This is a genomic window from Desulfurispora sp. (genome assembly GCF_052744395.1).
In genome coordinates, this window is record NZ_JBRAJI010000013.1 from 12,985 (window position 1) to 25,352 (window position 12,368).

The window sequence follows — 12,368 nt, forward strand, 5'->3', positions numbered from 1 at the left end:
TTTACCGGGCCACCGCCTGCCACGCGGCATATCCCTGCAGCAAACACTGCACGCTGTCATAGGCCGCCCGCGGTCGACCGTAACGCCTGGCGGCATCCGCCATGCGCGCAAGGCAGCCGGGCGACCGGAAAATATCCTGCAGCACGGGCAGGAGGTGGCTGAGCTTTTTTACATACACACCCGCACCTGCCGCCGCCAGAAACTGGGCATTGCGCTCCTCCTGCCCCGGCAGGGGGCTGACCACCACCATGGGCAGGCCGCTGGCCAGCGCCTCGGCACAGGTAAGACCTCCCGCCTTGCTGATCAGCAAATCGCTGGCGGCCATATAAAGAGGCACCTGTTCGGTATACCCAACCACATGCAAGGGCTGACGCAGTTCGGGCGCCATGCGCGAGAGCTTATCCTGCAGCACGGTATTGCGTCCCGCAATGCAGACAATCTGGCAGGACAAATCCGCATGGCCCAGCAGGGTGGCCACATCAAGCATGGCCCCCATCCCCAGTCCGCCTCCCATGAGCAGCAGCACTGGCAACTGCAGATCCAGCCCCAGCGCCGCTCGGGCTGCTGTTCGGTCCGGCTGAGAGGCAAAGGCCGGCAGCACGGGAATGCCCACCGGCCGCACCACCCGGCTGTCTATACCGAAGGCGGCAAATTCCCCCACCAGTTCGGGCGTCCCCACTATATATATGTCTACATGCTCAAACACCCAGTAAGCGTGCACCGTAAAATCGGTAATTACCCCGGCCAGCAGGCAGCCGGTCAGTAGCCCGGAAGAGCGCAGCGCATCCATCACCCCCAGGGGGAAAGGATGGGTGCAGAGAATAATTCCGGGTCGCAAACTCTCAATCAACCCGATCAATTTGCCGGCAGTGAACCTGTTCAGCAGGCGGTTGAATTCCTGCTTGGCTGTGCCGGCCAGCAACCGGCCGCGTTCGCTCTGCTGGTAAAGATAGCCGTAAAGCTGGGGACTTAATCGGAGCATTTCCATGTAGGTGCCCAGGATCAACTTCTCCAGCAGCGGAGTGGTGTATTTGAAGGTGTCCAGAGTTACCACCCGGGTGGCGGGCGACAGCTCCTGCATGGCCAGCTCAATCGCCCGCGCCGCCTGCATGTGACCGGTACCGGCGCTCACCGACAATATGACTGCCGTCTCCGGACCCCGGCTGGTTACAATCGCCTCAGCCACTCTATAACCCGCTCCGTTAAATCTGCCAGCGGCAGCAGGTGGTTTTCCCCGCTGCGCCGCACTTTCAGCTCGACCTGCCCGCTCTCCACTGCTCTGGCTCCTACCGTGATGCGCAGCGGGTATCCCACCAGATCGGCATCTTTAAACTTGACGCCGGGGCGCTCCGGACGGTCGTCCAACACCGCTTCCACCCCGGCCTGCAGGAGCTGCTGGTAGATAGCCTCGGCCAGGGACATCTGGGCAGTATCCTTGCTGTTCACCGGGATCACAATCACATGATAAGGGGCGATGGCCGCCGGCCAGATAATGCCATCGTGATCATGGTTCTGCTCTATCGCTGCAGCCATGGTGCGGGTGACTCCGATGCCATAACAACCCATGACAATTTCCCGGATTTGCCCATTTTCATCCAGATAGGTGGCACCCAGGGCCTTGCTGTACTTGGTACCCAGCTTAAAAATCTGGCCCACTTCAATCCCCCGGGCCTCCTCCAGCGGCCGGCCACAGCGGGGACAGGGATCGGCAGCCCGCACCAGACGCAGATCAGCAACCACTTGCGGTTTAAAGTCCCGCCCGGGGCAGACGTGCCAGTAATGCCTGTCCACCCGGTTGGCACCCGCCACGGCATCCCGTAGCTGCATAACCTCTTCATCGGCCACCAGCGTTACTCCGGACAGCTCCAGGGGTCCCACATAACCCGGCTGTACGCCGCAGGCGGCCTGCACTTCCTCCGCCCCGGCCAGTTCCAGATTGAGCACGTCCAGCACCTTTTGCAGCTTGATCTCATTGATGTCGCGGTCACCGCAGACCAGGGCGGCCACCAGACCGCGTTCGGTGCGGTAAAGCAGCGTTTTGATCACCCGCCAGGGCTCCACGCCCAGGAAGGCCGCCACATCGGCTGCACTCTTCCGGCCGGGCGTTTCCACCACTGCCAGTTCCCCGGCCTGTCCGGCAGCCAGCTTTCGGACAGGGCTCTCCGCCCTTTCCACATTGGCCGCATAACCGCAGCTGTCCTCCGGACAAAAAACAACGGTGGCCTCGCCCGCTTCGGCCAGCACCATAAATTCGTGCGTGTTGTTGCCACCTATGGCTCCCGCATCGGCCTCCACCGGCCGGAACTTGAGGCCACAGCGGGTAAAGGTATTGGTGTAGGCCTCGTACATCTTCTGGTAGCTCACGTCCAGCCCGGCTTCATCCCGGTCGAAAGAGTACAGATCCTTCATAATAAATTCCCGGCCGCGCAGCAGGCCGAAACGGGGCCGCCGCTCATCCCGGTACTTGTTCTGAATTTGGTAGAGAAGCAGCGGCAGCTGCTTGTAGGAACGCACCTCGCCGCGCACCAGGTCGGTGATAATTTCCTCGTGGGTGGGTCCCAGGCAAAAGTCCCGCCCGTGCCGGTCCTTCAGCCGAAAAAGTTCCGGGCCGTACACCTGCCAGCGCCCCGACTCCAGCCAGAGCTCGGCCGGTTGAATGATGGGCAGCATGATTTCCTGCCCGCCCTGGCGGTCCATTTCTTCCCGAATGATCTGCTCAATCTTTTTGATTACCCGCCAGGCCAGAGGTAAAAGGGTGTAAACACCCGAGGCCGACTTGCGGATAAAGCCGGCCCGCAGCATCAGTTTGTGGCTGACCACCTCGGCCTCGGCCGGCACTTCCCTTAATGTTGGTACAAGCATCTGGGAGACGCGCAATGTCCAAAACCTCCTGTTAACCATGTTCCTCTTCTTGCAAAATGGCTTCCACTTCTTGCAGCAGCTCGTCCAAAAGCCGTTCTTCCGGCACTTTGCGCAGCACCTGGCCGCGCCGAAAAATCAGCCCCTGGCCCCTGCCGCCGGCAATGCCCACGTCGGCCTGCCGGGCCTCGCCCGGCCCGTTGACCACGCATCCCATCACGGCCACTTTGATGGGCCGGGTGACATGCCGCAGCCTCTCCTCCACCTGCTCGGCCAGCCCAATGATGTCCACCTGGGTACGACCACAGGTTGGGCAACTGATTAATTCCACACCCCTGCGGCGCAGACCCAGTGCTCCCAGGATGTCATAGGCCGCTTTCACTTCATGCACCGGGTCACCGGTTAGCGAAACGCGCACAGTATCACCAATACCCTGGGCCAGCAGGGCACCGATGCCCACGGCGGATTTAACCAGACCGGATCTGACCGTTCCGGCCTCGGTCACCCCAACGTGCAGAGGGTAGTCCACCCTGGCCGCCAGCAAGCGGTAGGCCTCCAGCATCAGCGGCACGTCGGAAGCTTTCAGGGAAATCTTGATCTGGTCGTAACCCTGCTCCTCCAACACGGCCACGTGGCGCAGGGCGCTTTCCACCATGGCCTGCGGCACCGGCCCCCCGTAACGCTCCAATAATTCCTTTTCCAGAGAACCGGCGTTTACTCCAATGCGTACGGGCACCATTTTCTCCCGGGCCGCCGCCACCACCTCCCGTACCCGCAGGGCACCGCCAATATTGCCTGGATTGATGCGCAGGCCGTCCACACCGGCTTTAAGCGCCGCCACAGCCAGCCGGTAATCAAAATGAATATCGGCAATTACGGGCAGCGAACTGCCCTTAACGATTTGCCGGAGAGCCTCGGCCGCCTCACGGTCGGGTACTGCCACCCGGACAATCTCACAGCCCGCACCGGCCAGCCGGGCAATCTGGCCCAGAGTAGCCCGGATGTCCCGGGTATCGGTATTGGTCATGGACTGCACGGCCACAGGAGCACCGTCCCCGATGGGCACTTTCCCTACATATATGCGCCGCGTCTTTTTGCGGACGATCACTTAATGTTCCACTCCCCGCCGACAGGATAATCCGGCCCTACATCAGCTGCAGAATATCGTTATAAGTTATAACCACTATCAGAAGCAATAATAAACCGAAGCCAACCAGATGAATGAAATTCTCCTTGTGGGGATCCACCGGACGCCCCCGCAGCTTCTCCAGCAATAAAAACATAATGCGGCTGCCATCCAGGGCGGGAATGGGGAAGAGATTGAACAGGCCCAGGTTGATGGACAAAAAGGCCGCCAGCTGCACCAGGTGGCTTACACCCATGCGGGCCGCTTTACCAATCTCGGCCACCACGCGCACCGGCCCGCCCAGATCGGGAGGCGCCTGACCGGTGATCATATGGCCAATGAAGGTGATAATCAACCCGGTCACCTGCAGCGTATATTTAACGCCCATCCAGAGAGCGGCCGGCAGATGCATGCGCTGTTGTACCTGGCGGGGTGAGATGCCCACTTTACCATGACCCCGTTCATCGGCTTCGGGAGTAACCAGCAGGGTCAATTCCTTACCCTGACGTTCTACCAGCACCGCCAGCTGCTGGCCGGGCCGCTGGCTGATCAGCTCGGAAACCCCCTGCCAATCCCTGACCATCTGACCGTCCACCGCCACTATTCTGTCTCCGGCCAGAAAACCGGCCTTTTCCGCCGGCCGCCCGGGCCAGACTGTCTCCACCCGGGTGGTGGGCACAGGCACGCCCTGCACCATAAACAATACCGCTAAGAGCCCCACCGCCAGCAGGAAGTTCATCAGGGGACCGGCAAAAATAACCCCCGCGCGCTGTCCCACAGTCTTTTTGTTAAAGCCCCGCTCATCCTCGTCCTCTTCCGGATCCATGCCGGCCATGCGCACGAAACCGCCCAGCGGCAGCAGGCGCAGGTTATAAGCGGTTTCCCCCCACTTAAGGCCCAAAAGACGGGGGCCAAAACCCAGGCTGAATTCCTGTACCTTGATCCCCACCAGCTTGGCTATGGCGAAATGGCCCAGCTCATGGAAGAAAATCAGCAATCCGAAAACAATTACCGAGGCCCAGAAGGTTTGCATAGAATAACTCCTCTCAATGGATGATTGAGCTGATCAATTCTCCCGCTTTCGCTCTGGCCATCTTGTCGGCCAGCATGATATCCTCCAGCGAAGAAACCGGCCGGGACGGTACAAGTTCCATTACCTGGCTGCACAGGCGAAAGATATCCGCAAAACCGATCCGCCTGGTCAGGAAATATTCCACGCCTATTTCATTGGCCGCATTGAGCAAGGCGGGGGCGGTTCCCCCGCACCGCCCGGCCTGATAAGCCAGATCCAGCATGGGGAAGCGCTCCCGGTCCGGTGCTTCAAAGGTCAGACTGCCCAGGCGACAAAAATCGGGCGCCGGACTCACCCCCGGCAAACGGTCGGGATAACTCAAGGCGTAGGCGATGGGCACCTTCATATCGGGCAGGCCGAGCTGGGCCAGCACACTGCCGTCCACAAACCGCACCAGCGAATGGATAATGCTCTGGGGGTGGATGACCACCTCGATCTGCTGGTAATCCAGACCGAAAAGCCAGTGGGCCTCAATAACCTCCAGCCCCTTGTTGAAAAGGGTGGCCGAATCCACGGTCACTTTTTTGCCCATGCGCCAGTTGGGATGGCTTAAAGCCATTTCCGGAGTAACCCGGTGCAGGTCAATGCCGGCTTGCCTAAATGGCCCCCCTGACGCCGTAAGGATGATCCCGGCCACAGTAGCGGCCGGCTTCTGATCCAGACATTGCCAGATGGCTGAATGTTCGCTGTCCACCGGCAGGATGGCCACCTGCCGCCGCCGGGCCTGTTCCATCACCAGCTGACCGGCGGCCACCAGGGTCTCCTTGTTGGCCAGAGCAATATCCTTGCCCCGGTTGATGGCGGCCAACGTGGGGGAAAGCCCCAGAATACCCGGCACTGCGGTCAGGACGACCTGGGCCTCCGGACAGGTGGCACAGGCCAGCAAGCCCTCCTCACCCCAGTATATTTCGGTTTTGGTACCGGGCGGCAGGTTTTCGTCCAGCTGTCTGGCCGCCTCGGCCGTGGCCACCGCTACCAGCTGCGGGCGATGAACCACGATTTGCTCCAGCAATAGCCGCCAGTTCTGCCCGGCTGCCAGTGCCACCACCCGATACCGGTCCCGGTGGGCGGTCACTACTTCCAGAGCCTGCCGGCCAATGGAACCTGTGCTACCAATAATTGATACGTTTTTTATTGCCAGCCACTCCTTTTTGCAAAATCTAGATCTGGCGGTACTTAACCCAGGATCTGTATACCGCCTGCAGCGCAATAATGCTGATGGGTCCCAGAACCAGCCCAACCACGCCCAGCAGACGCAAACCGGCATACATGGCCAGCAAAACAGCCAGAGGGTGCAGACCCATGTTGCCGGCCACCACCCGGGCCTCCAGCAACTGGCGTACCAGCCAGAGCAGCAGATACAACCCAATCAGCTTGATGCCAAAGGCGATCTGTCCGGAAATAATGGACCATACTCCCCAGGGAATGAGCAGGGTAGCCGGCCCCAGCACCGGAATCAAATCCAGAAAGCCCAGCACCAGGCCAATGGTCAGGGCATATTTGGCTCCAATGATATACAGCCCTACAATGGCCTGCAGAGTGGTAAAAGAGATCAGCATCAGCTGTGCCCTGACGTAGGCCATGAATGCGCTGCTGACGTCCTGGACCACCTCCAGCACCCGCTTACCCCAGGGGGCCGGTACCGTGTTCAGCCAGAACAGCGTAATAACATGCCGGTCGCGCAGCAGGAAATACGTAGCAATCAGAGTTACAATAATGCCCAGTACCAGCGAAGGGAGAGTAGAAATCACCGACAACAGACCGTTGGCCGCGCCGGCAGCCAGCGCTGCCGCCTTGCCGGTAACAAACTGCATGCTGTCCTGCAGCGTATCGGTTACCGCAGCCGGTAGTTTGAAATAATAAAAACGCCCCTGCTCCAGTGTCTGCTGCAAAAATCGCTGCACCGGTTCCACATAGCGGGGCAGAGTAACCGAAAGATCAATCAGCTCCACCACCAGCCTGGTTACCAGCAAGGCCAATAATAACAGTGTAATACCCAGCACCAGGAGCATGGTCAAAATGGCCGCCCAGGCCCGCTTGAGGCGCAACCTTTCCACAAACAGCTTCACCAGTGGTTCCATAAAAACAGCCAGCACCAGAGCGGCAATGAAGGGCAGCAGCAGTCCGGTGAATATATGCGCCACCCGCAGCAGTTCGGGCAAAAAATATTTGCTGCTGAAGTAAAACAGGGCCAGGGCGGCCACCGCCGCCAGGGCAAACTTGACCAGGGACCGCAAAAGCTTCACCTCAGGTTATTATACTATGTGCTACCAGCAGGTATACCAGCGGTGCCGTATAGAGCAGACTGTCAAAGCGATCCAGCACACCACCGTGCCCCGGAATCAGGTCACCGGCATCTTTCTGGCCGGCCGCTCTCTTCAGACCGGACTCCACCAAATCGCCCAGCGGCGCCAGCAGGCCCGTGAGCAGTGCCACGCTCCACACCCCGGCGGCTGGCAGAGCGGGAACATAGTTTCCGTAAACAGCCGCCAGCACAGCACTGCCGGCCAGCCCGCCGATAAAACCGGCCCAGGTCTTGCCGGGACTCAAGTGTGGCGCCATTTTGCGCCGCCCCAGACTGCGGCCGGCAAAATAGGCCGCCGAATCCACCACCCAGATGGATAAAAAGAAAAGCAGCAACCAGTTCAGACCGCCGGGCAGCTGGCGCATCAGCCAGGCGAAAACAGGCATACCACAATAGTATACCGCCAGCAGATGCAAAGCCATATCCGCCGGTGCATAGCGGGGATAGCCCAGGACAAACACCGCCAGCATAATTACTGGCAGCAGGACATACCAGAGCGCCACCAGCTGCCACCCCCCGAAGTAAACCATCCCCAGCAGGGCCACCAGCGGGGACCAGATCAGTAAAAGGCTCAGGTTAGCGCCCCATCCCCGGCTCAGGGCGACAAACTCCCGGGCTGCCACCAGCATCAGCAGACCCAGCAGCAACAGCAGAACCATCCCTCCCTGCCAGACCGCCCACAGTAGAACCGGTATACCCGCCAGAGCACTCAAGACACGGTGTACCAGCAACTATTTACCTCCTTCTTTCAGGCCACCGAAACGTCGGTCACGCCGCTGATAGTCATAAATGGCCTGCAGGAGGTGGCGGCGCCGGAAATCCGGCCAGAAATCAGGGCAAAACCAGAATTCGCTGTAGGCCATCTGCCAGAGCAAAAAGTTGCTCACCCGGTAGTCTCCCGCCGGGCGAATCAATAAATCGGGATCGGGCTGCCCGGCGGTAAACAGGTTGTTTTCCACCAGGCACTCATCAATTTCCCCGGGCTGCACCCGGCCCCTGTGCACCTCCTCGGCAATCCGCCGCATCGCCCGCACCAGCTCGCTGCGCCCGCCGTAATTCAAGGCGATGTTCAAAACCATCCCCGTATTGGCCCGGCTGCGCTCAAAGGCATAGCTCAACGCTTTTTGGGCGGAGGCTGGCAGGCGGGAGATATCGCCTATGGCCCGCACCACCACATTGTTGGCGTACAATTCATCTATTTCTTTATGTATATACTCCACCAGCAGGCTCATCAGCATGTCCACTTCCTGCTGCGGCCTTTTCCAGTTCTCGGTAGAAAAGGCATACACGGTGAGCACCTGGATGCCCAGTTCCGCGCTGGTGCGCACCGCTTCCCGCAATGAGTCCATGCCGTGCCGGTGGCCGTATGTGCGGGGCATGCCGCGAGCCCTGGCCCACCGGCCGTTGCCATCCATAATTATTGCAATATGACGGGGTAGACCGGTCATATCAATGCGGGCCAAAAGCTCGCTTTCGGATAGTTCCCCGCTGCCTGCGTCCTTTTTGTTCTTTTCCCGGATTTTGAACACCCCGTTCACCTCAATAAAAGCAGAAAATGATCTCATCCCGGCCCTATTAAACAACCCCCTCTACTCAATATGACCGAGGGGGTTTGGCTCAGTTACTCTTCAATAATGGCGCCGGTGGGACAGGCATCTATGCAGGTACCGCAATTTTCGCATTTATCCGGGTCAATTTTGTAAATGTCACCTTCTATAATTGCCTCATTGGGACAGGACTCCATGCAGGTACCACAGGCCAAACATTCGTCGGTAATCCGGTAAGCCATTGTTACACCTCCTTTCCCGGCACCGCCGGGGCTGCCACCAGGGCCACCCGGCCGTTATTGAGCAAACGCACAGCCACCACTCTGGCCACACCCTGCGGTGGACGATGGGGTGGCGCTGTCAAGACAACTTCTACATCCCAGCCGTTTTGCCGGCACCTTTCCAGAGCCACCGGCAGCTCCAGGGCCAGCAAGAGTTTCTCCCGGTCCATGGATTATATGCTCATGATCTCCTGCTCTTTGTTCTGCAGCAGGCTGTCGATTTCCTTGATGTATTTGTCAGTGATCTTCTGCACTTCGTCCTGACTGCGCTTGAGGTCGTCCTCGGAAATTTCCCCCTTCTTTTCTCTGGCCTTCAGGGCATCATTGGCATCGCGCCGCACGTTACGAATGGCCACCCGGCCTTCTTCAGCCTTCTTTTTAATCACTTTGACCAGTTCAGCACGCCGCTCCTTGGTCAACTGCGGGATCTGCAAGCGTACCACGGTCCCGTCGCTGGAAGGCGTAATGCCCAGGTCGGACTTTAAAATAGCCTTTTCAATTTCAGGCAGCGCGCTTTTATCCCAGGGCTGAATGACCAGCAGGCGGGCTTCCGGAACCGAAATGTTGGCCAATTGATTGAGCGGGGTGGGTGTGCCGTAGTAATTCACGGTAATTTTGTCCAGCAGCGCCGGCGTGGCTCGCCCCGCCCGCAGTGACGCAAACTCCTTCTTGACCACTTCCACAGTCTTCTTCATATTGGCTTCCGCTTCGGCGATTAACTCCTTAGCCAATTGATTCACCCCCAACATATGTCCCCACGAACTCACCCATGATGGCGCGCTTGATATTACCTTCCTGGTTCAGGTTGAACACGATCAGCGGTATGCCGTTGTCCATACAAAGCGATGTCGCCGTGGCATCCATCACCGCCAGTCCCATATTCAACACTTCGATATAAGAAAGCCGGTCGAACTTCCGGGCAGCCGGGTTCTTGCGCGGGTCGGAATCGTACACCCCGTTCACCTGCTTGGCCATCAGAATCACCTCGGCCTCGATTTCGGCCGCCCGCAGCGCTGCCGTGGTGTCAGTGGAAAAATAGGGATTGCCCGTTCCCGCACCGAAAATCACCACCCGCCCCTTTTCCAGGTGCCGGATCGCCCGGCGTCTGATGTAGGGTTCGGCCACCTCCTTCATTTCAATGGCCGTCTGCACCCGGCTGTCCACACCCTGCTTGCTCAGTCCGTCTTGCAGGGCCAGAGCATTGATCACGGTGGCCAGCATGCCCATATAGTCGGCCGTGGCCCGATCCATGCCTTTGGCGCTGCCGGCCACACCGCGCCAGATGTTGCCGCCACCAACCACCACGGCCACCTGCACACCCAGCGCGACCACCTCATCAATCTGCCGGCAGATGGACATGACCACATCGGGATCAATGCCATATCCCTGCCCGCCGGCCAGCGCTTCCCCGCTCAGCTTCAAAATCACCCTCCGGTACACGGGTTCCTGCATCGGGGTACCTCCCCTGACACTTATTCTACACTGTGCAAAAAATTCCTCCGACCGGCTTTATTTTTTCACGGCTGCGGCCACTTCTTCCGCCAGATTGCCCTGTTTCTTCTCGATACCTTCACCCAACTCATAGCGGACGAAACGCCGCACGGAAATATTCTCGCCAATCTTGGCAATCTTCTCGGTAATCAACTGCTGCACCGTAATGTCGGGGTTCTTGATAAAGGGCTGCTCCAGCAGGCATACTTCCTTGTAAAACTTCTCCAGGCGTCCCTCCACCATGCGGGCGATGATGTTGGCCGGCTTGCCTTCATTGGCTGCCTGGGCCGCCAGGATTTCCTTCTCCCGGGCCACCACTTCTTCCGGCACTTCCTCCCGGCGCACATATTCGGGACGGGCCGCCGCAATCTGCATGGCGATATCGCGAGCCAGAGTCTTGAACTCATCGGTCTTGGCCACAAAGTCGGTCTCGCAGTTCACTTCCACCAGCACACCGATTTTGCCAGCGCCATGGATGTAGGACTCCACCAGGCCCTCGGCGGTGATCCGGCCGGCTTTTTTAGCCGCCGCAGCCAGACCTTTTTCCCGCAGGTAATCAATCGCCTTTTGCATATCCCCGCCGGTCTCGGCCAGGGCCTTTTTGCAGTCCATCATGCCTGCACCGGTTTTTTCCCGCAATTCTTTCACCATTGCCGCTGTTACTTCCGCCATCTGGTATCCTCCTCCAAAACATATCTTTAGTTATTATTTCCATAATACCGCTTGGACAAACCAGCACATATTAAAAAGGCAGGGATCTGCTCTGCACAGGCCCCCACCTTGACAGCGTATCAGTTATTCCGCTTCCACCGGACCTTCTTCCGGCACAACGTCAGCGGCTTGAGCGGAGCGGGCATCGCTGAGCTGCTCGCCCTGCTTGCCTTCCAGCACCGCATCGGCCATTTTGGAAGTCAGGAGGCGTACCGCCCGAATAGCATCATCGTTGCCCGGAATAACATAGTCAATCTCATCCGGGTCGCAGTTGGTATCCACAATGGCCACAATGGGAATACCCAGCTTGCGGGCTTCCGCCACAGCAATTTTCTCTTTGCGCGGATCAATCACAAACAGCGCATCGGGCAAACGGCGCATATCCTTGATACCGCCCAAAAACTTTTGCAGGCGCTCCTTCTCGTGCAGGAGCCGCGCCACTTCCTTTTTGGGCAGGAGAGCCATGCTGCCGTCCGCTTCCATGCGTTCCAGCTCATGCAGACGCTCAATACGCCGGCGGATGGTCTGGAAATTGGTCAGCATGCCACCCAGCCAGCGCTGATTGACATAAAACATGCCGCAACGCTCGGCTTCTTCCTTGACGGCATCTTGAGCTTGCTTTTTGGTACCCACAAAAAGGACGCTGCCGCCCTCCGCTGCCAGGTTGCGCACAAAATTATAGGCCTCCTCCACCTTGCGCACGGTCTTCTGCAGGTCAATAATGTAGATACCGTTGCGATCGGTAAAGATGTAGGGGGCCATTTTGGGGTTCCAGCGTCTGGTCTGGTGTCCGAAGTGCACCCCGGCCTCCAGAAGCTGCTTCATGGAAATAACCGCCATACCTTACACCTCCTTCCCCGGCCTGGTTTTTCCGCCGCCGGCCTCATCTGAAAACAAACTCCGCCCGTAAACGGGCGGCACCATTTGTCGTTATCCGCCGGCGTGTGTAGTAAAAGCACCAGGATGTATTTTAGCA

The 12,368-nt window shown here is 58.8% G+C and carries 14 protein-coding genes; all 14 read right to left on the reverse strand.

Annotated elements, in window-relative coordinates; all coding sequences use genetic code 11:
• Position 1: 1 nt before the first annotated feature.
• The 14 genes from ACUVTU_RS05210 to rpsB all read right to left on the reverse strand — a co-directional run bounded on the left by ACUVTU_RS05210 (position 2) and on the right by rpsB (position 12,232).
• Positions 2-1,186, reverse strand: coding sequence for an MGDG synthase family glycosyltransferase (locus ACUVTU_RS05210; RefSeq protein ID WP_445888899.1), 1,185 nt, complete (start codon positions 1,184-1,186; stop codon positions 2-4).
• A complete protein-coding gene (locus tag ACUVTU_RS05215) occupies positions 1,168-2,877 on the reverse strand; it encodes a proline--tRNA ligase (RefSeq protein ID WP_445888900.1) in 1,710 nt (569 codons plus the stop codon). Before ACUVTU_RS05215 ends, ACUVTU_RS05210 begins: the two co-directional genes overlap by 19 nt.
• A gap of 16 nt (positions 2,878-2,893) precedes the next feature.
• On the reverse strand, positions 2,894-3,967 hold the full coding sequence (gene ispG, locus ACUVTU_RS05220; RefSeq protein ID WP_445888901.1) for a flavodoxin-dependent (E)-4-hydroxy-3-methylbut-2-enyl-diphosphate synthase: 1,074 nt from the start codon (positions 3,965-3,967) through the stop codon (positions 2,894-2,896).
• Positions 3,968-4,004: 37 nt separating this feature from the next.
• Positions 4,005-5,018 carry an RIP metalloprotease RseP gene (gene rseP / locus ACUVTU_RS05225; RefSeq protein ID WP_445888902.1) on the reverse strand — a complete coding sequence of 338 codons (1,014 nt, stop codon included), beginning with the start codon at positions 5,016-5,018 and terminating at the stop codon, positions 4,005-4,007.
• A gap of 13 nt (positions 5,019-5,031) precedes the next feature.
• On the reverse strand, positions 5,032-6,192 hold the full coding sequence (locus tag ACUVTU_RS05230) for a 1-deoxy-D-xylulose-5-phosphate reductoisomerase (protein WP_445888939.1): 1,161 nt from the start codon (positions 6,190-6,192) through the stop codon (positions 5,032-5,034).
• 25 nt (positions 6,193-6,217) lie between these two features.
• Entirely contained in the window at positions 6,218-7,294 is a 1,077-nt protein-coding gene (gene ytvI, locus ACUVTU_RS05235; protein ID WP_445888903.1) for a sporulation integral membrane protein YtvI, read from the reverse strand.
• A gap of 10 nt (positions 7,295-7,304) precedes the next feature.
• Positions 7,305-8,093, reverse strand: coding sequence for a phosphatidate cytidylyltransferase (locus tag ACUVTU_RS05240; RefSeq protein ID WP_445888904.1), 789 nt, complete (start codon positions 8,091-8,093; stop codon positions 7,305-7,307).
• Positions 8,094-8,927 carry an isoprenyl transferase gene (locus ACUVTU_RS05245; RefSeq protein WP_445888905.1) on the reverse strand — a complete coding sequence of 278 codons (834 nt, stop codon included), beginning with the start codon at positions 8,925-8,927 and terminating at the stop codon, positions 8,094-8,096. It abuts the gene before it with no gap.
• 56 nt (positions 8,928-8,983) lie between these two features.
• Positions 8,984-9,151: a DUF362 domain-containing protein gene (locus ACUVTU_RS05250; protein ID WP_445888906.1), complete on the reverse strand. Its 168-nt coding sequence runs from the start codon at positions 9,149-9,151 to the stop codon at positions 8,984-8,986.
• A 2-nt stretch (positions 9,152-9,153) separates the two neighbouring features.
• A complete protein-coding gene (locus tag ACUVTU_RS05255) occupies positions 9,154-9,360 on the reverse strand; it encodes a hypothetical protein (protein WP_445888907.1) in 207 nt (68 codons plus the stop codon).
• Positions 9,361-9,363: 3 nt separating this feature from the next.
• Positions 9,364-9,921, reverse strand: a complete 558-nt coding sequence (gene frr, locus ACUVTU_RS05260) for a ribosome recycling factor (RefSeq protein WP_445888908.1) — start codon at positions 9,919-9,921, stop codon at positions 9,364-9,366.
• Positions 9,914-10,642, reverse strand: a complete 729-nt coding sequence (gene pyrH, locus ACUVTU_RS05265) for a UMP kinase (RefSeq protein WP_445888909.1) — start codon at positions 10,640-10,642, stop codon at positions 9,914-9,916. The genes frr and pyrH overlap by 8 nt, the downstream gene beginning before the upstream one ends.
• A 57-nt stretch (positions 10,643-10,699) precedes the next feature.
• Positions 10,700-11,353 carry a translation elongation factor Ts gene (gene tsf, locus ACUVTU_RS05270; protein WP_445888910.1) on the reverse strand — a complete coding sequence of 218 codons (654 nt, stop codon included), beginning with the start codon at positions 11,351-11,353 and terminating at the stop codon, positions 10,700-10,702.
• Positions 11,354-11,476: 123 nt separating this feature from the next.
• Positions 11,477-12,232: a 30S ribosomal protein S2 gene (rpsB, locus tag ACUVTU_RS05275; RefSeq protein ID WP_445888911.1), complete on the reverse strand. Its 756-nt coding sequence runs from the start codon at positions 12,230-12,232 to the stop codon at positions 11,477-11,479.
• Positions 12,233-12,368 lie beyond the last annotated feature (136 nt).

Coding starts and splice junctions, on each gene's coding strand:
- ACUVTU_RS05250 (WP_445888906.1), bottom strand. CDS start 9,151: ATGGCTTACCGGATTACCGACGAATGTTTGGCCTGTGGTACCTGCATG.
- pyrH (WP_445888909.1), bottom strand. CDS start 10,642: ATGCAGGAACCCGTGTACCGGAGGGTGATTTTGAAGCTGAGCGGGGAA.
- ACUVTU_RS05255 (WP_445888907.1), bottom strand. CDS start 9,360: ATGGACCGGGAGAAACTCTTGCTGGCCCTGGAGCTGCCGGTGGCTCTG.
- rseP (WP_445888902.1), bottom strand. CDS start 5,018: ATGCAAACCTTCTGGGCCTCGGTAATTGTTTTCGGATTGCTGATTTTC.
- ACUVTU_RS05245 (WP_445888905.1), bottom strand. CDS start 8,927: ATGAGATCATTTTCTGCTTTTATTGAGGTGAACGGGGTGTTCAAAATC.
- tsf (WP_445888910.1), bottom strand. CDS start 11,353: ATGGCGGAAGTAACAGCGGCAATGGTGAAAGAATTGCGGGAAAAAACC.
- rpsB (WP_445888911.1), bottom strand. CDS start 12,232: ATGGCGGTTATTTCCATGAAGCAGCTTCTGGAGGCCGGGGTGCACTTC.